The 22,272-nt window shown below is 66.1% G+C and carries 16 protein-coding genes; 13 read left to right on the top strand and 3 right to left on the bottom strand.

Annotation, left to right across the window (positions count from 1 at the left end; genetic code table 11):
* The first annotated feature begins 111 nt into the window (after nucleotides 1-111).
* From ftsW to ligA, 12 genes are all read left to right on the top strand, one after another.
* Nucleotides 112-1,263 carry a putative lipid II flippase FtsW gene (ftsW, locus tag XH81_RS32790; RefSeq protein WP_028145532.1) on the top strand — a complete coding sequence of 384 codons (1,152 nt, stop codon included), beginning with the start codon at nucleotides 112-114 and terminating at the stop codon, nucleotides 1,261-1,263.
* Nucleotides 1,264-1,471: 208 nt separating this feature from the next.
* Nucleotides 1,472-2,572: an undecaprenyldiphospho-muramoylpentapeptide beta-N-acetylglucosaminyltransferase gene (gene murG, locus XH81_RS32785; protein ID WP_028145531.1), complete on the top strand. Its 1,101-nt coding sequence runs from the start codon at nucleotides 1,472-1,474 to the stop codon at nucleotides 2,570-2,572.
* A gap of 121 nt (nucleotides 2,573-2,693) precedes the next feature.
* The gene (gene murC, locus XH81_RS32780; protein WP_028145530.1) at nucleotides 2,694-4,097 is read left to right on the top strand and encodes a UDP-N-acetylmuramate--L-alanine ligase; all 1,404 of its coding nucleotides are present in this window, start codon (nucleotides 2,694-2,696) and stop codon (nucleotides 4,095-4,097) included.
* A 210-nt stretch (nucleotides 4,098-4,307) separates the two neighbouring features.
* Nucleotides 4,308-5,228 (top strand): UDP-N-acetylmuramate dehydrogenase, encoded by a 921-nt coding sequence (gene murB / locus XH81_RS32775; protein WP_028145529.1) that lies wholly within the window; start codon nucleotides 4,308-4,310, stop codon nucleotides 5,226-5,228.
* A gap of 132 nt (nucleotides 5,229-5,360) precedes the next feature.
* Nucleotides 5,361-6,347 (top strand): D-alanine--D-alanine ligase family protein, encoded by a 987-nt coding sequence (locus XH81_RS32770; RefSeq protein ID WP_028145528.1) that lies wholly within the window; start codon nucleotides 5,361-5,363, stop codon nucleotides 6,345-6,347.
* Nucleotides 6,348-6,696: 349 nt separating this feature from the next.
* Nucleotides 6,697-7,719, top strand: coding sequence for a cell division protein FtsQ/DivIB (locus XH81_RS32765; RefSeq protein WP_028145527.1), 1,023 nt, complete (start codon nucleotides 6,697-6,699; stop codon nucleotides 7,717-7,719).
* On the top strand, nucleotides 7,716-9,038 hold the full coding sequence (gene ftsA / locus XH81_RS32760; protein ID WP_028145526.1) for a cell division protein FtsA: 1,323 nt from the start codon (nucleotides 7,716-7,718) through the stop codon (nucleotides 9,036-9,038). The genes XH81_RS32765 and ftsA overlap by 4 nt, the downstream gene beginning before the upstream one ends.
* An 87-nt stretch (nucleotides 9,039-9,125) precedes the next feature.
* Nucleotides 9,126-10,925: a cell division protein FtsZ gene (gene ftsZ / locus XH81_RS32755; RefSeq protein ID WP_028145525.1), complete on the top strand. Its 1,800-nt coding sequence runs from the start codon at nucleotides 9,126-9,128 to the stop codon at nucleotides 10,923-10,925.
* Between the two features lie 363 nt (nucleotides 10,926-11,288).
* Nucleotides 11,289-12,251 (top strand): UDP-3-O-acyl-N-acetylglucosamine deacetylase, encoded by a 963-nt coding sequence (gene lpxC, locus XH81_RS32750; RefSeq protein WP_028145524.1) that lies wholly within the window; start codon nucleotides 11,289-11,291, stop codon nucleotides 12,249-12,251.
* Between the two features lie 245 nt (nucleotides 12,252-12,496).
* The gene (locus tag XH81_RS32745) at nucleotides 12,497-13,387 is read left to right on the top strand and encodes an outer membrane protein assembly factor BamD (RefSeq protein WP_028145523.1); all 891 of its coding nucleotides are present in this window, start codon (nucleotides 12,497-12,499) and stop codon (nucleotides 13,385-13,387) included.
* A gap of 13 nt (nucleotides 13,388-13,400) precedes the next feature.
* Nucleotides 13,401-15,071 carry a DNA repair protein RecN gene (gene recN / locus XH81_RS32740; RefSeq protein ID WP_028145522.1) on the top strand — a complete coding sequence of 557 codons (1,671 nt, stop codon included), beginning with the start codon at nucleotides 13,401-13,403 and terminating at the stop codon, nucleotides 15,069-15,071.
* A 161-nt stretch (nucleotides 15,072-15,232) separates the two neighbouring features.
* The gene (gene ligA / locus XH81_RS32735) at nucleotides 15,233-17,386 is read left to right on the top strand and encodes an NAD-dependent DNA ligase LigA (protein ID WP_028145521.1); all 2,154 of its coding nucleotides are present in this window, start codon (nucleotides 15,233-15,235) and stop codon (nucleotides 17,384-17,386) included.
* 167 nt (nucleotides 17,387-17,553) lie between these two features.
* On the opposite strand, the gene XH81_RS32730 is transcribed toward ligA, so the two are convergent.
* Together XH81_RS32730 and XH81_RS32725 are read right to left on the bottom strand one after the other, a co-directional pair.
* A complete protein-coding gene (locus XH81_RS32730; protein WP_028145520.1) occupies nucleotides 17,554-18,828 on the bottom strand; it encodes a multidrug effflux MFS transporter in 1,275 nt (424 codons plus the stop codon).
* 187 nt (nucleotides 18,829-19,015) lie between these two features.
* Nucleotides 19,016-20,845, bottom strand: coding sequence for an aminopeptidase P family protein (locus XH81_RS32725; RefSeq protein WP_038971243.1), 1,830 nt, complete (start codon nucleotides 20,843-20,845; stop codon nucleotides 19,016-19,018).
* A gap of 186 nt (nucleotides 20,846-21,031) precedes the next feature.
* Here XH81_RS32725 and XH81_RS32720 point away from each other — a divergent pair, with 186 nt between their 5' ends.
* The gene (locus tag XH81_RS32720) at nucleotides 21,032-21,211 is read left to right on the top strand and encodes a hypothetical protein (protein WP_028145518.1); all 180 of its coding nucleotides are present in this window, start codon (nucleotides 21,032-21,034) and stop codon (nucleotides 21,209-21,211) included.
* A 116-nt stretch (nucleotides 21,212-21,327) separates the two neighbouring features.
* Here the strand turns inward: XH81_RS32720 and XH81_RS32715 are convergent, their stop codons facing one another.
* Complete coding sequence (locus tag XH81_RS32715) at nucleotides 21,328-22,215, bottom strand: 50S ribosomal protein L11 methyltransferase (RefSeq protein ID WP_028145517.1); 888 nt, start codon at nucleotides 22,213-22,215, stop codon at nucleotides 21,328-21,330.
* Nucleotides 22,216-22,272 lie beyond the last annotated feature (57 nt).

The following is a 22,272-nucleotide window of genomic DNA, read 5'->3' as shown; positions in this document are numbered from 1 at the left end:
CTGCGCTGCGTCCGGGGCACGAGACTGTGCACAACTTCATCCACTTCCTTAACCCCCCGGTAACCAACCTCGGCGACCAATGGACGGACCTCTGTCCGAAAGCGGCCGCCCATGCTCTCCCGTGAAGAACGCACCCCCTTTTCCGAGTGGTGGTGGACCGTCGACAAGCCGCTGATGGGCGCCATCCTGGCGCTGATGCTGACCGGGGTGATCCTGTCGCTGGCGGCGAGCCCGCCGGTTGCGACCCGTATCGGGCTTGATCCCTTCCACTTCTTCAGCCGCCACGTGATGTTCCTTCTCCCGTCCTGCCTGGTGCTGCTCGGGGTCTCCTTCCTGTCGCCGCGCGCGATCCGCCGCTCGGCGCTGATCATCTTCGCGGCCAGCATCATCCTGATCGTGCTGACACTCGCGATCGGGCCCGAAGTGAAGGGCTCGCGGCGCTGGATCACGCTGCTCGGCGTCAACATCCAAGCCTCTGAAATCGCAAAGCCGTCGTTCGTCGTCATCGCCGCCTGGTTGTTCGCGGAATCGACCAAGCGCCCGGAGATGCCCGCGACCTCGATGGCGCTGGTGCTTCTCATGATGCTGGTCGCGCTGCTGGTGATGGAGCCGGATTTCGGCCAAACCATGCTGATCCTGATGGTGTGGGGCTCGCTGTTCTTCATCGCGGGCATGCGCATGATCTGGGTGTTCGGCCTCGCGGGTCTCGGTGCGGCCGGTCTGTTCAGCGCCTATTTGTTCGTCCCGCATGTCGCGGGCCGCATCAAGCGCTTCATGAACCCGGCCTCGGGCGACACCTTCCAGGTCGATACCGCCATGGAAGCCTTCTACAACGGCGGCTGGTTCGGGCTCGGACCGGGCGAGGGCATCGCCAAGCGCAGCCTGCCGGACAGTCACACCGACTTCGTGTTCGCGGTCGCGGCCGAAGAGTTCGGCATCATCCTGTGCCTAGCGATGCTGACGCTGTTCGCCTTCGTCGTCATCCGCACGCTGTCGCGCGCCTATGCCAATGAGGACATGTTCTCGCGCTTCGCGGCTTCCGGCCTTGCCATCCTGTTCGGCGTGCAGGCGGCGATCAATATGTCAGTGAACCTCCAGCTGATCCCCGCCAAGGGCATGACGCTGCCGTTCATCTCCTATGGCGGCTCCTCGATCGTGTCGCTCGCCTATGGCGTCGGCATGATGCTGGCGCTGACGCGCCTGCGCCCACGCACCGAGGTCGAGGCCAGCGGCCACGCCGACGCGATGCGGAGTTACGCCTGACCGCTCTCGTGTCCCGGACCAGTTCCGCGAAGCGGAGCGCAGAGCCGGGACCCAGAATGCCGCACCAATCGCCCCGGTTCAGCAGCGCACCACGCTGAACTGGACGATGCTTCGCATCGCCAGGAGCGCGCTGCGCTGCGCCCCGGGGAACGAACACCTTCGTAGCCGGCTCGCAATGACGGAAAACTCCCGGTAAAACTCCCCCACCATGAACAATTCCCCCCTGATTCTTCTCGCCGCGGGCGGCACTGGCGGCCATCTGTTTCCGGCCGAGGCACTCGGCGTCGAATTGATCCGGCGTGGCTTTCGCGTCCGCCTCGTCACGGATGAACGCGCGCTGCGTTACAGCGGGCTGTTCACCAAGGACATGATCGACGTTGTCGCGAGCGAGACCGCACGCGGCCGCAATCCGCTCCAGCTCGCCTATGCCGGCCTCACGCTCGCCGCCGGCACGCTGTCGGCCTACGCCCTGATCAAGCGCTTGAAGCCCGTCGCCGTCGTCGGCTTCGGCGGCTATCCGACGCTGCCGCCGCTGGTCGCTGCGAAATTCGCCGGCGTGCCCGGCATCATCCACGACGCCAACGCCGTGCTCGGCCGCGCCAACCGGTTCCTCTCGAGCCGCGTGCGCGCGATCGCGACGTCATTGCCCGGCGTGCTCGACCGCGATCCGGCACTCTCCGGCAAGACCACGACGGTCGGCACGCCGATGCGGCCCGCGGTGCTTGCCGCGGCTGCCGTGCCTTACGCCGCGCCCGACGTGAACGGCCCGTTGCGCCTGCTCGTCGTCGGCGGCAGCCAGGGCGCGCGCATTATGGCCGACATCGTGCCCGGCGCGATCGAGCGGCTCGAGCCTGCGCTGTGGGGCCGTCTTGTCCTCACCCAGCAGGTGCGGGACGAGGACATGGCGCGTGTGCGCGCAGTCTATGACAAGCTCAAGATCAAGGTCGAGCTGGCGCCGTTCTTCACCGATTTGCCGGCACGGCTTGCCTCCAATCATCTCGTGGTATCGCGCTCCGGCGCCGGGACAGTGGCAGAACTCGCGGCGATCGGCCGGCCCTCGATCCTGGTGCCGCTGCCCGGCTCGATCGACCAGGACCAGTTCGCCAATGCCGGCGTGCTGGTCAAGGTGGATGGCGCGATCCGCATCCCGCAGGCCGAGTTCAGCTCCGACCGGCTGGCCTCCGAAATCTCCGCCTTCGCCGCCGAGCCCGCGCGCCTTGCCGCCATGGCGCAGGCCGCCCGCGGCGCCGGCCGGCTCGACGCCGCCGAGCGACTGGCCGATCTGGTGGTCAAAGTCGCGGGAATCTGACGCGAAAAAGCCCTTGTCTTCGCCTTCTAAAGCGGGGCATCCAGTAAGAACGGCGCGGCTGATTTGGCCGTGACCTTCGCCAGATACCGCCGTTTCAGGCGGCGAGGTCAGGGAACAGAGCATGAGACTGCCGCGCGAGATCGGACCCATCCACTTCGTCGGGATCGGCGGAATCGGCATGAGCGGGATCGCCGAGGTGCTGGTCAATCTCGGTTATGCCGTGCAGGGCTCGGACGCCTCCGACAATTACAATCTCGATCGTCTGCGCAAGAAGGGCGCAAAGGTCTCGGTCGGCCACAGGGCCGAGAATGTCGATGGCGCCGAGGTCGTCGTGGTCTCGACCGCGATCAAGCGTGACAATCCGGAACTGATGGCGGCGCGCGAGCGGCGCATTCCCGTGGTGCGCCGCGCCGAGATGCTGGCCGAGCTGATGCGGCTGAAGAGCTGCGTCGCGATCGCCGGCACCCACGGCAAGACCACGACGACCACGATGGTCGCAACGCTGCTCGACGCCGGCGGTCTCGATCCCACCGTCATCAACGGCGGCATCATCAATGCCTATGGCTCCAATGCGCGCCTTGGCGCGGGCGACTGGATGGTGGTGGAAGCCGACGAGAGCGACGGCACGTTCCTGAAGCTGCCGACGGATGTCGCGATCGTCACCAATGTCGACCCCGAGCATCTCGATCACTTCAAGACCTTCGAGGCCGTGCAGGACGCGTTCCGCCATTTCGTCGAGAACCTGCCGTTCTACGGCTTCGCGGTGATGTGCATCGATCACCCGGTCGTGCAGAGTCTCGTTGGCAAGATCGAGGACCGCCGCATCGTCACGTACGGCGAAAATCCGCAGGCCGATGTGCGGCTGGTCGATCTGACCCCGATGGGCGGCGGATCGAAATTCAAGGTCGCGTTCCGCGATCGCAAGACCGGCGCCGTGCACGAGATCGCCGACCTCATGCTGCCGATGCCGGGACGCCACAACGCCTCCAACGCGACGGCCGCGATTGCGGTCGCGCGCGAGCTCTGCGTGTCCGACGAAGCGATCCGCAAGGCGATCGCCGGCTTCGGCGGCGTCAAGCGCCGCTTCACCAAGACCGGCGAATGGAACGGCGTCACCGTGATCGACGATTACGGTCATCACCCCGTGGAAATCGCGGCGGTGCTGAGGGCGGCGCGCGATTCCTTCACTGGCAAGATCATCGCCGTGGTGCAGCCGCATCGCTACACCCGCCTGCAATCGTTGTTCGAGGAATTCTGCACCTGCTTCAACGATGCCGATGCGGTTGTCGTCGCCGACGTCTATGCCGCCGGCGAAGCGCCGATCGACGGCATCGACCGCGATCATTTCGTGACGGGCCTGCGCGCGCATGGCCATCGCGAGGTGATTCCACTGCCGGCATCCTCCGAGCTCGCGGGCATCGTCAAGGGATTGGCGAAGTCCGGCGATCTCGTCGTGTGCTTAGGGGCCGGCAACATCACGCAATGGGCGTATGCGCTGCCGGACCAACTGAAGGCGCTGGGATAGGGCGGTGATTTTGATTTCACTATTCGCCACGGAGCACACTGCGCTCCCTCCCCCCTTGCGGGGGAGGGCGGGGGAGAGGGGTGGCCCCGGGCGAGCTCTGAGTTCGTGGCTACCCCCCTCCCTGACCTCGAGAGCGAGCTTCGCTCGCCTCGGACCCCGCAAGGGGGGAGGGAACGGAGAGATTGTGCCTTCTTCACTTGAGGAAGTGGCATGAGCTTTCCCGACATCACGCCCGAGCTCAAAGCCGCGATGCCGGAGCTGCGCGGGCGGCTGCTGGCCAACCAGTCGCTGGCCGAGCTGACCTGGTTTCGCGTCGGCGGCCCTGCCCAGGTGCTGTTCACGCCGGCGGATGAGGACGATCTCGCTTACTTCCTCGCGCATCTTGCGCCCGACATTCCCGTCTACGTCGTCGGTGTTGGCTCCAATCTGATCGTGCGCGACGGCGGCATTGCGGGCGTCGTGATCCGGCTGGCGCCGCGCGCCTTCGGCGAGGCCAGCGCCAGCGGCGATATCGTCACTGCCGGTGCTGCCACGCTCGACAAGCGCGTGGCGGAGGTGGCCGCGTCGGCCAATATCGGCGGGCTCGAATTCTACTTCGGCATTCCCGGCACGATCGGCGGCGCGCTGCGCATGAATGCCGGCGCCAATGGCGGTGAGACCAAGGACGTGCTGGTCGAAGCGCGCGGCGTCGGTCGCGACGGCAGCAAGCACACCTTCTCCAATGCCGACATGAAGTTCGTCTACCGCAACAGCGGCGTCGATCCCTCCATCATCTTCACCTCTGCGCGCTTTCGGGGCGAGATCAAGGATGCCGATGCGATCCGCGCGCGCATGGCGGAGGTGCAGAGCCATCGCGAGACCGCACAGCCGGTCCGCGAGAAGACCGGCGGCTCGACCTTCAAGAACCCGCCCGGCCATTCCGCCTGGAAGCTGGTCGATGCCGCCGGCTGCCGCGGCTTGCGTGTCGGCGGCGCGCAGGTCTCCGAGATGCACTGCAATTTCCTGATCAACACGGGCGATGCCACCGCACACGACATCGAGACGCTGGGCGAGACCGTGCGCGAACGCGTGAAGGCAAATTCCGGAATTGAGCTACACTGGGAAATCAAGCGGATCGGGGTTTCCGTGTGAGTGTCATTCCGGGGCGCGACGCAGTCGCGAGCCCGGAATCCATAACCCCGGCTCGTGGTTATGGATTCCGGGCCTGCGCCTTACGGCGCATCCCGGAATGACGACGACTGGCTAGGATAGGTAACAAAAGACATGCGCACCACCATCCTCTTCGGCGGCTCCAACCGCGAGCGTCTGGTTTCGGTCGCCTCGGCCCAGGCCCTGCATCAGGCATTGCCCGAGGCCGATCTGTGGTGGTGGGATGTCGAGGACAAGGTGCATGTGGTGCAGTCGAAGCAACTGCTCGAACATGCCCGCCCCTTCGAGGACGAGTTCAAGCCCGGAACGCGCGGCATCCCGCTGGAGCAGGCACTCGACCGGGCGAAGGCGGAAGGTCGCGTCCTGGTGCTCGGCCTGCATGGCGGGCGCGCCGAGAACGGCGAATTGCAGGTGATGTGCGAAGCGCGCGGCGTGCCTTTCACCGGCTCTGGCTCGGCCTCCTCGCATCTGGCCTTCGACAAGATCGCGGCCAAGCATTTCGCCGCGCTCGGCGGCGTGACGTCACCGGCAAACATAGCGCTCGACGAGATCGACGAGGCATTTGCCGAATACGGCAGGCTGATCGCAAAGCCGGCGCGCGACGGATCGAGCTACGGCCTGATCTTCGTCAACGCCAAGCAGGATCTCGTCGCCGTCCGCAACGCGGCCAAGCACGAAGAGTACGTCATCGAGCCCTACATCGCCGGCGTCGAGGCGACCTGCGGCGTGCTGGAGCGCACCGATGGTTCGATCATGTCGCTGCCGCCGATCGAGATCATTCCGGGCGAGGGCAGCTTCGACTACGCCGCAAAATATCTCCTGAAGTCGACCCAGGAGATCTGCCCCGGTCGTTTCGCACCCGAGATCACCGCGGCGCTGAAGGCCCAGGCGATGCTGGCGCACCGCGCGATGTCCTGCGCCGGCTATTCCCGGTCGGACTTCATCGTCTCGGACAAGGGCCTCATCTATCTCGAGACCAACACGCTGCCCGGGCTGACCAAGTCCTCGCTCTACCCCAAGGCGCTGAAAGCCGAGGGCATCGAATTCGTCGACTTCCTGCGCGGCCTGGTGGAGCTCGCCGGGCAGCGCGTGCGGAAATAATTAGGACTGGTTAACGGCCGAATCGGCGAAACGGGCCGGTTTGGGGTCCAAAACCGGTAAAATGCCGGACATCGCGGCACAAATGCCTCACATCGCGGGGCAAAATGCGCCGGACGTTAACGAACTTTACCTTTTGTTTACCAGGACGTCCGAAGGTTAACGCTGGCGGCGCATATGGCGCTTTGGCTGCCGGCGCGTGAGCTCTCGGGGGTGACGTCACCTCCAGCGAACGCTTTGAAGGGGAGAGGCTTCTTCTGCTGAAGACCAGCACCCGGCCCGGCACGTCGAAGACGTCATGTTCGCCAGGATCCGCGCGATGTCGCGGGCAAACTGTTGACGAGCTCGTGCAATGGATGGAGCAGGAAGCCTCACCCGGTCGCTTTTCAGATCGCTGAGGCCCCAAGCCGACCTGAAGGCGGCCGCTGTCGGAGCGGTCGTGCTTCTGCGCGAGTGGCTGCAGGACAAGCGCCAGCAAAGACTTCACGCCGCCCGTGCTGCCGCCAAGATCAAGGCCAAGGCCATCGTCGAGCGTGAGCCGCCGCCGCGCGTGGTCGCGCTGATCGAGCGCTATCTGCCGCGCCGGGTCGGGATCAGCATGACCGTGCTGCTGCTGATCGGAAGCTGCGGTTTCGGCATCGTCAAGGGCGGCCATCTCCAGGATTTCATCACCGCGGTCAGCGATGCCCGCAACGCGCTGGCCAATTCCGCCGGCTTCCGCATCACCTCCGTCGTGATCAATGGCCGCAAGCAGCTCACCCAGGACGAGATCCTGGCGATCGGCGGCGTCAGCGGCCGTTCCTCGCTGCTGTTCCTCGATGCTGACGCGGTGCGCGACAAGCTCAAGGGCAATCCGTGGATCGCCGATGCGACCGTGCTGAAGCTCTATCCGGGCCAGCTGATGATCGAGCTCACCGAGCGCAAGCCATTCGCGCTGTGGCAGGAGGCCGGCCGGCTCTCGGTGATCGCCGATGACGGCGCCGTGCTGGAACCCTATGTCTCCCGCCGCTTCCTGTCGCTGCCGCTCGTGGTCGGCAAGGGCGCCGAGAGCCAGGCCCGCGATTTCCTCGCGCTGCTGGCGCGCTATCCGCAGGTCAACTCGATCACCAAGGCCGCGATCTTCGTCGGCGAGCGGCGCTGGAACCTGAGGCTCAAGGACGGTCTCGACATCCGCCTGCCCGAGCAGGACGTCGGCAACGCGCTGGCGGTGCTGTCCAAGCTCGACAAGGAGGACAGGCTGTTCTCGCGCGACATCGTCGCCGTCGACATGCGCCTGCCTGATCGTCTGGTGGTGCAGCTGTCCGAGGACGCCGCCAAGGCGCGCGAGGAGCTGTTCAAGGACAAGAAGAAAAAGAAGGCCGGGGACGCCGCATGACCGGTCTCGATCGCACCCAGACGCCGAAGACGCGCCCGATGCCGCACAAGCGCGGCGGCCTCGTCGCCTGTCTCGACATCGGCACCAGCAAGATCGCCTGCATGATCGCGCGGCTGAAGCCGTCACCGCCGAGCGAGGCGCTGCGCGGCCGCACCCATGCGGTGGAACTGATCGGTTACAGCCAGATCCAGTCGCGCGGCATGAAGGCCGGGGCGGTGATCGACCTTACCGAATGCGAGCAGGCCGTGCGCCAGGCCGTCGCGCTCGCGGAGAAAATGGCCAAGGTGCGGGTCGAGTCCGTGCTGCTCTCGGTCTCCGGCGGCCGGCTTTCCGGCCAACTGGTCGAGGCCGCCGCCGACATCCGTGGTGGCGCCGTGACGCAGGCCGATGTCAGCCGCGTCACCTCGACCGGCATGCGTCACGCCACCGGCGAAGGCCGCACCGTGCTGCACGCGCTGCCGGTCGGCTACACGCTCGACGGCGTCAAGGGTATCCGCGACGCCCGCGGCATGGTCGCCCATCAATTCGGCGTCGACATGAACGTCGTCACCTGCGACGCCACCGTGGCGCGGAACCTGATGCTGGCGGTCGAACGCTGCCACATCAATGTCGAAGCCATGGCGGCGAGCCCATATGTCGCCGGATTGTCGGTGCTGACCGACGACGAGGCCGATCTCGGCGCAGCGGTCGTCGAGATGGGCGCCGGCACCACAACGATTGCCGTTTATTCGGGCGGCCGTTTCGTGCATGCGGCGGGTTTTGCGGTCGGCGGGCAACACATCACGATGGATCTGGCGCGGGGGCTCTCCGCGACCATTGCCGATGCCGAGCGAATCAAGACGTTATACGGGACCGTCATCACCGGCGGATCGGACTCGCGTGAGCTGATGTCTGTGCCGACAGCCGGTGACGAGCAGGATCTGCCGCAGATCGTCTCTCGCGCCACCATCGCCAACATCGTCAAGCACCGTGCCGAGGAAGTCTTCGAAATGGTTCGGGACAAGCTGAAGGATTCGCCCTTCGCCTCAGAGCCCAACGGCCGGGTCGTACTCTCGGGCGGCGCCTCGCAGCTGACCGGCCTCGTCGAACTCGGCACCCAGATTCTCGGCCGGCCCGTGCGGGTCGGACGTCCGCTCGGCTTCGGCCGGCTGCCCAACGAGGCGAAGAACGCCGCGTTCGCGGTGCCCGCCGGACTCCTCGTCTACCCGCAATATGTTCACCACGAACATGTCGAACCGCGGCATACGCGGCAGCAGGTCAGGACAGGGACCGGCGGTTATTTCGGAAAGGTCGGACGATGGCTACGCGAGGGCTTCTGATGATTCATTTCCGCAATTCCCGACTTTCACCAACTCCCGCGGCCGCCGGCCGGGGCGAACCCACGCGCACGTGATCGAGAGGCAAACATGACCATCAGCATCAACGTTCCTGATATTCACGAGTTGAAGCCCCGGATCACCGTGTTCGGCGTCGGCGGCGCCGGTGGCAACGCCGTCAACAACATGATCACGGCGGGCCTCCAGGGCGTCGACTTCGTGGTCGCCAACACCGACGCGCAGGCGCTGACGATGTCGAAGGCGCAGCGCATCGTGCAGATGGGCACGGCGGTCACGCAAGGCCTCGGCGCCGGCTCGCAGCCGAACGTCGGCGCGGCGGCGGCGGAAGAGGTGATCGACGAGCTGCGCGACCATCTCTCGGGCGCCAACATGGTGTTCGTCACCGCGGGCATGGGCGGCGGCACCGGTACCGGTGCAGCTCCCGTGATCGCCAAGACCGCGCGCGATATGGGCATCCTCACCGTCGGCGTCGTGACCAAGCCCTTCCACTTCGAGGGCGGCCGCCGCATGCGCACGGCGGAAGCCGGCATCAACGAGCTTCACAAGGTCGTGGATACGCTGCTGATCATCCCGAACCAGAACCTGTTCCGGGTCGCCAACGAGAAGACCACCTTCGCCGACGCCTTCGCGATGGCCGACCAGGTGCTGTACTCGGGCGTTGCCTGCATCACCGACCTGATGGTCAAGGAAGGCCTGATCAACCTCGACTTCGCCGATGTGAGGGCGGTGATGAGGGAAATGGGCAAGGCGATGATGGGCACCGGCGAAGCCTCCGGCGACAAGCGGGCGCTGACCGCCGCCGAAGCCGCGATCGCCAACCCGCTGATCGACGATAGCTCGATGAAGGGTGCCAAGGGCCTCCTCATCTCCATCACCGGCGGCAAGGACCTCACCCTGTTCGAGGTCGACGAAGCCGCGACCCGTATCCGCGAGGAAGTCGACCAGGACGCCAACATCATCGTCGGCGCCACCTTCGACGAAGCGCTCGACGGCCTGATCCGCGTCTCCGTCGTTGCCACCGGCATCGAGCAGGCCGCGATCGCCCGCAACAGCCAGGCGACCTCCGCCCCGGTTGCGAACGCGGCGCCGCAGGCGCAGCAGGCGCCCGCAGTTCCGGCCGTCGCCGCCGAGAGCCGTCTTGCCGACCTGACCGCGCGGCTCCGCGCCGACAATCAGCGTATGGCTGAGCGCGCCCAGAAGCTGGAAGGCCAGATTCCGGCCGCAGCCCCGGTCGCTGCCGCGCCGATGGCGCCCCGTCCGAATGTCGAGCGCGCCGCGCTGGCCGCCATCGCCGCCGCCGTTGCGGAGGTCCCGCAGGCGCCCGCGCCGATGCAGACCTATGGCGACGTCACCGTGCGCCCGATCGCGCAGAAGCCGACGCTGTTTCCGGAGCCCGACATGGCCCCGGTCGCGATGCAGGAGCCGATGACGCCGGAAAACTTCATCCCGCCGCAGGCCGAGCGTGCGCCGGTCCGTGCGCCGCGTATGCCGCGCCTCGATGAGCTGCCGATGCCGGCCCAGGCCGAGATTCGCCAGGCCCGCGGCGAGGTCGAGGAGGAGACCCCGCAGAAGACCCGCCTGTCGCTGCTGCAGCGCCTCGCCAATGTTGGCCTCGGCCGTCGCGACGAGGAAAGCGAGCCGCCGGTCGCGGCCCGCACCGCCGGTCCCGCGATGCCGCCGCTGCCCGAGCGCCGGCAGCAGAAGACCGTGGCGCAGCAGATCGCGTCGAGCGAGCCGGTATCCGAGTATGCCCGCCGTCCCGCGCCGCAGGGGCTGGACATGCACGGCCGTCCGGCGCCTGTTGCGCCGGCGCCACAGGGCGACGACCATCTTGATATCCCGGCCTTCCTGCGGCGGCAGGCGACCTGAGGATTGTTACAATAAGGCAGACGAAAAAAGGTCCCGGCAACAAGCTTGCCGGGACCTTTCCTTTTGTCCCGTGCATATCCGGATTGCGCAGACAAGCAACTGATTTTAAATAATTAATTACGTGTTTGGGTGTTCAGTCAAACTGCCGGAAGCGACCCGAAACCTCGGCGCAATTTGGTTAAGCCTTGGCGCGAATACGGCAGGTTTGGGGTAACAATCGGTAAAAAAGCGTGAGTTGGCGCTGTTTGAGGCAGTGACTATGGTTTGCCGTGACTTGGGGATACGGATTCGCAGGAGGTCGGCACTGGCCGGCCAAGTGGGTCTCGTATAAGTCGCAGTGGGTCGTAGTGGGGCGGGTTCCTGATGAAATTTAGCCGGCAAACAACGCTTCGTGCGCAAGCCTCCGTGGCAGGCGTGGGCGTTCATTCCGGTCTTCCCGTCACTCTCACCCTTGGGCCTGCGCCTGTCGACGCGGGTTTTATTTTTGTCCGCACCGGCCTCGAGGGAAGTGATCGCGAAGTTCAGGCGACCGCCGAGCAGGTGATCGCGACCGACTTCGCTACCGTCCTCGGCGATCGCAACGGTCCGCTGGTGTCCACCGCCGAGCACGTGCTTGCTGCACTGCGGGGTATGGGTGTCGACAACGCCACCATCGAGATCGACGGTCCCGAAGTGCCGATCATGGACGGCAGCGCGGCGGCCTTCATTGCGGCGATCGACCAGGCCGGCATCGTTACCCAGCCGGCACAGCGCCGCTTCATTCAGGTTTTGAAGCCGATCTCGGTCAAGATCGGCGACTCCTTCGGCGAGATCAGGCCCTTTGCCAACGGGTTCTGCGTCGAGGTCGAGATCGATTTCACCAATCCTGTCATCGGCCAGCAGAGCTACGCCTTCGACCTCAATCCGGAGCGTTTCCGCCGCGAAGTCGGCCGGGCCCGGACCTTCGGTCTGATGAGCGACGTCGCGCGGCTTTGGAGCGCGGGCTATGCCCTCGGCGCTTCCTTCGACAACACCGTCGTGTTCGACGACGAGCGGCTGCTCAACACCGAGGGCCTGCGCTACGCCGACGAATGCGCCCGCCACAAGGTGCTGGACGTGATCGGCGACCTGTCGCTGGCCGGCCTGCCGCTGCTTGGCGCCTACCGCTCGGTGCGTGGCGGCCACAAGCTCAACCACGCTGTCCTGACCGCGCTGCTCGCCGACCGTACCGCCTGGCGGGTGGTCGAGGGCGAGGCGGCCCGCCGCACCACGCGTCCTGTGGGCGAGGTCGGTCGCGGTATCGTCGGCGGCCGGATCGCTGCGGCCTACGGGCCGGACGTGTCCTGAACAGAGTTGTTGCCGCCGGCCTCAGGCAGCGGCTTACCCCGGGAAACTCCTGGTAACCATGATCGGCTAGGATTGCGGCACGTTCGCCTTAATCCGGGCGGAATGCCTGCCTATCCGGTTGGTTAAAGATCGCTTTTCGGATACATCGGCGTGGTCGCATGGCAGGCACCACGGTTACATTTCGCGCCCATGACGGGGTTCATGGGCTGGCGGCACCGCATCACAGGGCGTCAGGGCTTAAACTCATGTCGGCACAGCGTACGACGCGCGGATATTTCTCGGTCTCGTCGCGGGCCCGTGGGCTGCTGCAGGCCGTGACCTTCATGTTGCTCGCGCTGCCGCTGGCCGGCTGCGGCACCGGCTCGCTCTGGGACAAGTTCACCGCCAAGGACGACACCTTCGTCGAGGAGCCCGCCGACAAGATCTACAATGAGGGCCTGTACCTCATGAACGAGAAGAAGGACATGAAGGCGGCGAACAAGAAGTTCGAAGAGGTCGACCGCCAGCATCCTTATTCCGACTGGGCCCGCAAATCGCTGCTGATGTCGGCTTATGCGTCCTACCAGGGCGGCGACTTCGACGGCTGCATCGGCGCCGCCACCCGCTATGTCACACTGCATCCCGGCAGCCCGGATGCGGCCTATGCGCAATATCTGATCGCTGCTTCCCATTACGACCAGATTCCGGACATCAGCCGCGACCAGGCCCGCACCGAGAAGGCGATCGCCGCCCTCGAAGAGGTGGTGCGCAAATATCCGAACTCGGAATACGCCACGTCCGCCAAGGCCAAGATCGAGGGTGCGCGCGACCAGCTTGCCGGCAAGGAAATGAATGTCGGCCGCTATTACGCGCAGAAGCGCGACTACACGGCGGCGATCAACCGCTACAAGACCGTCGTCACGCAGTACCAGACCACCCGCCATGTCGAGGAAGCGCTGTTCCGGCTGACCGAGGCCTATATGGCGATCGGCATCGTCGGGGAGGCGCAGACCGCGGCGGCCGTGCTTGGGCACAATTTTCCTGACAGCCGCTGGTACAAGGACGCCTATAATCTTGTAAAATCCGGCGGTCTCGAACCGAGCGAGAATCAGGGGTCTTGGATCAGCCGGACCTTCAAGAAGATGGGTCTCGGCTAGGAAATTTGGTTCCATGCTGGCGCGTCTGTCGATCCGTGACATCGTCCTGATCGAACGGCTCGATATCGAATTCGCCACCGGCCTCGCGGTTTTGACCGGCGAAACCGGTGCGGGCAAATCCATCCTGCTCGATGCCTTTGCGCTCGCACTCGGCGGCCGCGGCGACGCCGGCCTCGTGCGCCACGGCGTGGAGCAGGGGCAGGTGACCGCCGTGTTCGATGTCCCCAAGAATCACCCCGCGACGAAGATCCTTGCCGAGAACGGCCTGGATGACACCGGCGAGATGATCTTGCGCCGCGTGCAACTCGCCGACGGCCGCACCCGGGCCTTCATCAACGACCAGTCGATCAGCGTGCAGACCCTGAAGGCGGTCGGCGCCGCCCTGGTCGAGATCCACGGCCAGCATGACGAGCGCGCGCTGGTCGACGCCGCCACCCACCGCCGCCTGCTCGACGCGTTCGCCGGCCTGGAGAAGGACGTTGCCGCGGTCGAATCGCTCTGGGACGCACGCCGGACTGCCAATACCGCGCTGGAGGAGCATCGCGCCGGCATGGAGCGCGCCGCGCGCGAGGCCGACTATCTACGCCACGCCTCCGCCGAGCTGAAGCAGCTCGCGCCCAAGGACGGCGAGGAGACCTCGCTCGCCAACCGCCGCACCACCATGATGCAGGGCGAGAAGATCGCCTCCGATTTGCGCGAGGCGCAGGAGGCTGTCGGTGGCCACCATTCGCCGGTCTCGACGCTGTCGGCGGCGGTACGCCGACTGGAACGCCGCGGCGTCAATTCGCCGGCGCTGGTCGAGCCCGCCGTGAAGGCGATCGACATGGCGATCAACGCGCTGGAGGAAGCCGACCAGCATCTGCAGGCGGCACTCGCGGCGACCGATTTCGATCCGACCGAGCTCGAACGTATCGAGGAGCGCCTGTTCGCGCTGAGGGCCGCCTCGCGCAAATATTCGACGCCGGTCGACGGGCTCGCCGCGCTGGCCGCCAAATATGCCGCCGACGTCGTGCTGATCGATGCCGGCGCCTCGCGGCTGAAAAAGCTGGAGCAGGCCGCGATCGAGGCAGATAGCCGCTATGCCGCCGCCGCCAAGAAACTGTCGCTGGTGCGGCAGAAATCGGCGGAAAAGCTCAACAAGGCGGTCAACGCCGAGCTGGCGCCGCTCAAGCTCGAACGCGCAAAGTTCATGACCCAGGTCGCGACCGATGAGGCAGCTCCGGGACCGCAAGGCTTCGACCGCGTCGAGTTCTGGGTGCAGACCAATCCGGGCACCAAGCCGGGACCGATGATGAAGGTTGCCTCGGGCGGCGAGCTGTCGCGCTTCCTGCTGGCGCTCAAGGTCGTGCTGTCCGACCGCGGCTCGGCGCCGACGCTGGTGTTCGACGAAATCGACACCGGCGTGGGCGGTGCGGTCGCCGACGCCATCGGTGGGCGCCTGGCGCGGCTTGCCGGCAAGGTGCAGGTGATGGCCGTGACCCACGCCCCGCAGGTCGCCGCCCGCGCCGACCAGCACCTCCTGATCTCCAAGGACGCCCTCGACAAGGGCAAGCGCGTCGCCACCCGGGTCAATGCGCTGGCCGCCGACCACCGCCGCGAGGAAATCGCCCGCATGCTGGCCGGCGCCGAGATCACGGCCGAGGCGAGGGCGGCGGCCGAGAGGCTGCTCAAGGCGGCAAGTTAGACCTCGTGTCCCGGACGCGCATAGCGCGAGCCGGGACCCAGAATGCCGCCGCATGGGCCCCGGCTCTGCAGTGCACCGCTGAAGAAGCGCAGCACTGCGTCCGGGGAACAAGTCCTCCGCCCATCTTTACCCTTCCGCCCGCTCCGTCGTATCCAAGCACCATGGCCAGAGCAGCAAGATCCAAAGCAACACCGCTTCGCGACGTCGCCGACCTCACCAAGGCCCAGGCCAAGGTCGAGCACATGCGGCTGGCGCTTGAAATCGAGGGGCACAACGAGCGCTACTATCAAGAGGACGCGCCCACCGTCACCGACGCCGAGTACGACGCGCTGCGCCAGCGCTTCAACGCGATCGAGAAGCGCTTTCCTGAATTCGTCACCTCGGACTCGCCCTCGCAGAAGGTCGGCGCGGCGCCGTCAGGCCGCTTCAAGAAGGTCCGGCACTCCGTTCCGATGCTGTCGCTCGACAACGCCTTTGCAGAAGAGGACGTGCGCGACTTCGTCGGCCGCATCGTGCGCTTCCTGAAGCTCGACGACGACAAGGTCAATTTCTCCGCCGAGCCGAAGATCGACGGCCTCTCGATGTCGTTGCGCTACGAGGGCGGCGAGCTCGTCACCGCGGCGACGCGCGGCGACGGTGCGGTCGGCGAGGATGTCACCGCCAACATCCGCACGCTCGAAGACGTGCCGCAGAAGCTGAAAGGGCGCAACGTGCCCGACATCTGCGAGGTCCGCGGCGAGGTCTACATGACCAAAAAGGCGTTCCTCGCGCTCAACGAGCGGCAGAAGGCGGCCGGCGACACCATCTTTGCCAACCCGCGCAATTCGGCCGCCGGTTCGCTCCGGCAGAAGGACCCGACCATCACCGCCTCGCGCCCCCTCGGCTTCTTCGCCTATGCGTGGGGGCAGATGAGCGCGATGCCGGAAGGCACGCAGAGCGGCATGATCGGCTGGTTCGAGCGCTGCGGCTTCAAGACCAATCCGCTGACCAGGCTGTGCCACTCCGTCGAGGAGCTGGTCGCGTTCCACCAGAGCATCGAGGAAGAGCGCGCCGAGCTCGACTACGATATCGATGGCGTCGTCTACAAGGTCGATCGCATCGACTGGCAGGAGCGGCTCGGCTTCGTCTCGCGCACGCCGCGCTGGGGCATCGCGCATAAATTCCCGGCCGAGCGGGCCATGACTGTGCTGCGCGACATCGAGATTCAGGTTGGTCGCACCGGCTCGTTCACGCCGGTCGGCAAGCTCGAACCGGTCGGCGTCGGCGGTGTGATCGTGCAGAACGTCACGCTGCACAACGAGGACTATATCAAGGGCATCGGCAACAAGGGCGAGGTGCTGCGCGAGGGGCGCGACATCAGGATCGGCGACACCGTGGTGGTCCAGCGCGCCGGCGATGTGATCCCGCAGATCGTCGACGTCGTCCTCGACAAGCGGCCGAAAGGCGCCAGGGAATTCTCTTTCCCGAAGAAGTGCCCGTGCCCGCTCCACACCGACGTCGTCCGCGGCGCAACCGCCGCCGGCGAAGAGGAATCCCGCGCCCGCTGCAGCGGCGAGTTCGCCTGCCCCTATCAGAAGATCGAACACCTGAAGCTGTTCGTCTCGCGCCGTGCTTTCGACATCGACGGTTTAGGGGAGAAGCAGCTGCAGTATTTCTTCGACGAGGGATGGGTCAAGGAGCCCGCCGACATCTTCACGCTGGAGAAGCGCAACGCGAAGCTGAAGCTCGAGGAGATCGAAGGCTACGGCGCGACCTCGGTGCGCAACCTGTTCGGCGCCATCGAGTCTCGGCGCACAATCGCGCTCGAGCGCTTCATTTATGCGCTCGGCATGCGTCATGTCGGCGAGACCACTGCGCTGGCGCTGGCACGCGGCTACGGCTCGTGGGACGCCTTCCACGATGCCTGCCTCAAGGTCGCCAAGGGCGACGAGGAGGCGATGGCCGAGATGGACGCGCTCGACCAGATCGGCGACACCGTGATCAAGAGCATCGCCGATTATTTCGGCGAGAGCCACAACCGCGGCATCGTCGAGCGGCTGACCAAGGAAGTCGAGATCGTCGACGCCGAGAAGCCGAAGAGCAACTCGGCCGTCGCCGGCAAGACGGTGGTGTTCACGGGCTCGCTGGAGAAGATGACGCGCGACGAGGCCAAGGCCACAGCGGAGCGGTTGGGCGCCAAGGTCTCAGGCTCGGTGTCGAAGAAGACCGATCTCGTCGTCGCCGGCCCCGGCGCGGGCTCGAAGCTGGCCGAGGCCAACAAGCACGGCGTCAAGGTGCTGACCGAGGACGAGTGGCTGACCCTGATCGGGGAGTGAGGGTTCGCGCTTTGCGCCACACACTCCGCCGTCATTCCCCGCGAAGGCGGGGAATCCAGTACGCCGCAGCCTATCCGCATCCCCGCAGCGTCTCTGGAATACTGGATCCCCCGCCTTCGCGGAGGATGACACCGAGCGTGTCGTGAAAGCCGTCGCATAGCGAAAGCTCACATCATCCCGCTCTCTTCCTCTTCCGCCTGCTCGATCAGTGCCTCGCTCACCACCACTTCGCGGCGGGGGACGACGAAGATCATCACGCAGGCACAGAGCAGCGAGATCGCGAGGACTGCGCCGGTGAGCGGCAGCGTCGTTGCGGAGTGGCCGCCGAGATAGGCGCCGAATTGCGACATCAGCGCGCCGATGCCCTGCTGGAGAAAGCCCATCGTGCCGGAGGCGGTGCCGGCGGCCTCGGGGCGGATGCTGATGGCGCCGGCGGCCGAATTCGCCATCACGAAGGCATTGCCGGCCATCACGATCATCTGCGTGCCGAACAGCCAGGCCGGGGCCTCGTTCCAGCCGATGATACTCCACAGCAGGTTCGCAAGGCTGCCGGCGAGTTGGAGGGCGAGCCCGAACCAGATCAGTTTTTCCAGCGAATGCCGCGGCGCAAAGCGTACGCAGAGCAGGTTTCCGACGAGAAACGCAAAGCCCGAGGTCGCGAACCAGGCGCCGTATTCGGCGCTGCTGCGGCCCATCTGCGTCACCACGATGTAGGGGCCGCCGCCTGCGAAGGTGAAGATGATCTGCGAGGCCAGCACCTGGCACATCACATAGCCGACGAAGGCGCGGTTGCGGATCAGGATGCCGACGTCGCCACGGAAGCCGCTGCCGGCGCCGCGACTGCGCCGCGTTTCGGGCAGCGCCACCGCGATGCCGACGGCGACAATGATCGCGGCGATGGTGATGGCGTAGAAGATCGCGCGCCAGCCGAACGCGGTCTCGATCAGGCCGCCGGTGAGCGGGGAAACCATCTGCCCGATCATCAGCGCCGCGACCACGAGGCTGATCATCGAGGCGACGCGGTCGCGCTCGTAGATGTCGCGGATGATGGCACGGCTGATCACCATGCCGGAGGCGCCGCCGAGCGCCTGGAAAAAGCGTGCGGCGATCAATTGCGGCAAGGTCTCGGCGAAGATGCACGCGACGCTGGCCACGACCATCAGCGCCAGCCCTCCGAGCAGCACCGGACGCCGTCCGAATCGGTCCGACAGCGGTCCCATGATCAGCTGCGACAGCGCGATGCCGACCATGTAGAGCGACACCGTCATCTGCGCGATCGAGATGTCGCTGCCGAAATTCGTCGCCAGCACCGGCAGTGCCGGAACCAGGATGTAGAGCGAGATCGGCGCGACCCCGGTCATCACGACCAGCAACAGCAGCACCAGGCGCGACGTCGCGAGGTTCGCCGCCGCTCCCGGCGGCTTGCTGATCATGCCGTGCATTGTGTCCGTCTTTCGAGTTCGGATCGACTGTAGCGCGCTCGCGCAAGACGGATATCGGCGTTTCGGAATGCGGCTATACGGATTCCGGGATGGTTATGCTGAAGGCCCGATATTCGCTTTAGCCTCCGTGTCGGGAAACAGCGTTGCGCATACGGCGTAGCGCCATGCGCGCTGCGGCAGGGTGACCCTACGCCTTCAGCTCCGCCGTCGCCTGATCGAGCCAGGCCTGCGTCGCCTCGTCCAGCGCGGGCCGCACCTCGGTCCGGACGCGCGCGTGGTAGGCATTGAGCCAGCCGAGTTCGTCGCGGCTCAGCATCGCGACATCGATGAGGCGGCGGTCGATCGGCGCTAGCGTCAGCGTCTCGAACGCGTTCATCGGCTTCTCGGCGCCCTTGATGTCGGCGGCCACCACCAGCTCCAGGTTCTCGATGCGGATGCCGAAACCGTCGGTCTTGTAATAGCCGGGCTCGTTGGAGAGGATCATGCCGCGCTTCAGCGGCGTGGTACCGAGCTTCGAGATCCGCGCCGGCCCTTCGTGCACCGAGAGATAGCTGCCGACGCCGTGACCGGTGCCGTGCTCGAAATCGACGCCGGCGGCCCAGAGATATTGCCGCGCCAGCGTATCGAGCTGCGCGCCCGTGGTGCCGTCCGGAAAGACGGCGCGCGCGATCGCGATATGGCCGCGCAGCACGCGGGTGAAGCGGTCGCGCATCTCAGCGGTGGGTTCGCCCACCGCCATGGTGCGCGTGACGTCGGTGGTGCCGTCTTCGTACTGCGCGCCGGAATCGATCAGCAGCAGGTCGCCGGGTGCGATCCGCCGATTGCTCTTGCGGGTGACGCGGTAGTGCACGATGGCGCCGTTCGGGCCGGTGCCGGAGATGGTCGGGAACGAGACGTCCTTCAACGCGCCGGTGTCGCGGCGGAACGTCTCCAGCGCCTCGACCGCGTCGATCTCCGTGAGCTTGCCGCTTGCGGCCTCGCGGTCGATGAAGGCGAGGAAGCGCGCCAGCGCCACGGCGTCGCGCCGATGCGCCGTCTGCGTGCCTTTGATCTCGGTGGCGTTCTTGATCGCCTTGAGCAGTGCAATCGGATCGCTACCGCGCACCGGCTTGCCGCCGGCCCCCGCGATCAGCCGGCTGAGTGCGTCGGCCGCGGTGGCGCTGTCGAGCGCAATCGATCCGCCGCTCTTGGCGAGCGCCATCAGCGTCGGCGCCATCGCATCGGGCTCGCGCACGTCGGCGGACTGCTCGAGATGGTCGCGCGTCAGGTTGGAGAGTTTTCGGTGGTCGATGAAGATGGTGGGACGGCCGTCCTTCGGCACCAGCGCATAGGACAGCGGCAGCGGGGTGTGGGCGACGTCGGCCCCGCGGATGTTGAAGGTCCAGGCCACCGCGTGGCTGTCCGACAGCACCAATGCGTCGGCGCCGAGCTTGCCGATCTCGTTTCGGATCTGCGTCAGCTTCTCGGCTTCAGTGACGCCGGCATTCTGCAGGCTGTGCACGGCGACGGGGGCGAGTGGTGGCTGCGGGCGGTCCTGCCAGATTGCGTCGATTGGATTGCTGTCGACCGCGACGAGCTCGGCGCCGGCCCTGGCGCATGCGGCGGACAGGCGCTCGGCTGCCGCAAAAGTGTGCAGCCACGGATCAAATCCGAGGCGGTCACCGGCTTTCAGATGCGCGGACACCCAGCTCTCCGGCGGCGGGTCGATCAGCGATTCCACGGCCCAGGCCTTTGCGTCGACCTGCTTGGCGGCCTGAAGCGTGTAGCGGCCGTCGACGAACAATGCGGCCTCCTGGGTCAGCGCCACCGCGAGGCCCGCCGAGCCCGTGAAACCGGTCAGCCAGGCCAGCCGCTCTTCCGACGGCGGCACATATTCGTTCTGCTGCTGATCGGCGCGCGGGATCACGAAGCCGGTCAGCTTGCGGCGGGCGAGTTCTTCGCGAAGTGCGGCGAGCCGTGCCGTCAATGCGACGCCGGCCTCCGGCTCCTCGAATGTCTGGAAGTGTGCTTCGAACATGGTGGATCACTTTAGGATCATGGGGACGAGTCCGCAATCTGGACGCATTCGCGTCGCATCTGGCATGGACTGTGCTTGAATGGTTCCATTCGAATTGAGTGGAGTAAAGGATGCGGCAGTTGCGCTTCGTCCGGATGACAGGGAAATTCGAGCAGGTGGTTCATCTCAATGGCGAGGGGACACACGATGCCAGCGTTCACGTTTGAGAAGATTACGCCGCCGGTGCGTCGCACCCCGACTGCGGCGGCTCCGAAGAAGCCGCGCGGCGTCATGCGCCAGATGATTGATCGTATCGCCGAGCGCCGCGCGAAGCGTACCTTGCAGGATGAGCGCGCGCTGCAGCGGGATGAGAAGGCAGCAGAGTAGCGGCATCGATGATGCCGTAGGGTGGGGCAAAGGCGCGTAGCGCCGTGCCCACCATCTTCTATTCGAGGGCGAGATGGTGGGCACGCTTGCGCTTTGCCCACCCTACGGCGCTTCGCTCAATCCACCTTCCGCAGCAACAGGCTGCTCCACCCCTCGATCCGCAGATGCTTCAACGGCACGAGGCCGCGCGCGCGGTAAGCGGCGATCACGGCGGGGGCCTGGTGTGTCAACAGGCCGGAGAGGATGACGCGTCCGCCGGGCGCGAGATGCCGCGCCATCGGGCCCGCCAATTGCCTGAGCGGGTTGGCGAGGATGTTGGCCAGCACCAGGTCGAACGGACCGGCCTTTCCGAAATCCGGGGCGGCGAAGCCGGTCGCGCGGATGACCCGGACCTGGTTGCCGACCTCGTTCATTACCGCGTTCTCGGCCGCCACCCGCACCGACGGCGGGTCGATGTCGGAGGCGAGCACCGCGCGATGCAGGGCCTTGGCGGCCGCGATGCCGAGTACGCCGGTTCCGGTGCCGAGGTCGAGCAGGTTCCTCGGACGGGAACTCTTAAGGACATGGTCAAGCAGCAGTAAACAGCCACGGGTGGTGCCGTGGTGGCCAGTGCCGAAGGCAAGCGCCGCCTCGATCTCGATCGCGAGCTTGTTCGGCGCCACACGATCGCGGTCATGGCTGCCGTGCACGACGAAGCGCCCGGCCGGGACCGGGACGAGATCTTCCAGGCTGGCCTTGACCCAGTCCTTGGCCTCGACGGTGTCGAAGAGAAGCGTCGCGGCGATCGCATTTCCTGCTGAAGTTGCAACGAGTTCGCGCAGCCAAGCCTGGTCGGGCGCCTCGGCGAAATGGAGCGTGACGTCCCATGGTCCGTCCGGCCGCTCGAAGGCGGCAACCGCCGCATCGCCGTCGAAAAACACCTCGGTGAGCACGTCGACGACGCGCCTGGCGTCGGCCTCGCTGCCGATCGAAAAGCTGGCGCGATGGGTGGGAGAAGGCTGCATTCAGGGTTCCGTTGAGTTCAATTTTTGGAACTTTCGTCGCCAATTTTCCGCATAAGT

This window comes from Bradyrhizobium sp. CCBAU 25360 (genome assembly GCF_028128695.1).
GTDB classification, from domain to species: domain Bacteria; phylum Pseudomonadota; class Alphaproteobacteria; order Rhizobiales; family Xanthobacteraceae; genus Bradyrhizobium; species Bradyrhizobium ottawaense.
The sequence above is the reverse complement of the archived record's forward strand: the minus strand, read 5'-3'. Positions and strand labels throughout refer to the sequence as shown.

Bases quoted from the DNA above. Each gene is read 5' to 3' on its own strand.
- ftsW (WP_028145532.1), top strand. From the start codon at position 112: ATGCTCTCCCGTGAAGAACGCACCCCCTTTTCCGAGTGGTGGTGGACC.
- murG (WP_028145531.1), top strand. From the start codon at position 1,472: ATGAACAATTCCCCCCTGATTCTTCTCGCCGCGGGCGGCACTGGCGGC.
- murC (WP_028145530.1), top strand. From the start codon at position 2,694: ATGAGACTGCCGCGCGAGATCGGACCCATCCACTTCGTCGGGATCGGC.
- murB (WP_028145529.1), top strand. From the start codon at position 4,308: ATGAGCTTTCCCGACATCACGCCCGAGCTCAAAGCCGCGATGCCGGAG.
- XH81_RS32770 (WP_028145528.1), top strand. From the start codon at position 5,361: ATGCGCACCACCATCCTCTTCGGCGGCTCCAACCGCGAGCGTCTGGTT.
- XH81_RS32765 (WP_028145527.1), top strand. From the start codon at position 6,697: ATGGATGGAGCAGGAAGCCTCACCCGGTCGCTTTTCAGATCGCTGAGG.
- ftsA (WP_028145526.1), top strand. From the start codon at position 7,716: ATGACCGGTCTCGATCGCACCCAGACGCCGAAGACGCGCCCGATGCCG.
- ftsZ (WP_028145525.1), top strand. From the start codon at position 9,126: ATGACCATCAGCATCAACGTTCCTGATATTCACGAGTTGAAGCCCCGG.
- lpxC (WP_028145524.1), top strand. From the start codon at position 11,289: ATGAAATTTAGCCGGCAAACAACGCTTCGTGCGCAAGCCTCCGTGGCA.
- XH81_RS32745 (WP_028145523.1), top strand. From the start codon at position 12,497: ATGTCGGCACAGCGTACGACGCGCGGATATTTCTCGGTCTCGTCGCGG.
- recN (WP_028145522.1), top strand. From the start codon at position 13,401: ATGCTGGCGCGTCTGTCGATCCGTGACATCGTCCTGATCGAACGGCTC.
- ligA (WP_028145521.1), top strand. From the start codon at position 15,233: ATGGCCAGAGCAGCAAGATCCAAAGCAACACCGCTTCGCGACGTCGCC.
- XH81_RS32730 (WP_028145520.1), bottom strand. From the start codon at position 18,828: ATGCACGGCATGATCAGCAAGCCGCCGGGAGCGGCGGCGAACCTCGCG.
- XH81_RS32725 (WP_038971243.1), bottom strand. From the start codon at position 20,845: ATGTTCGAAGCACACTTCCAGACATTCGAGGAGCCGGAGGCCGGCGTC.
- XH81_RS32720 (WP_028145518.1), top strand. From the start codon at position 21,032: ATGCCAGCGTTCACGTTTGAGAAGATTACGCCGCCGGTGCGTCGCACC.
- XH81_RS32715 (WP_028145517.1), bottom strand. From the start codon at position 22,215: ATGCAGCCTTCTCCCACCCATCGCGCCAGCTTTTCGATCGGCAGCGAG.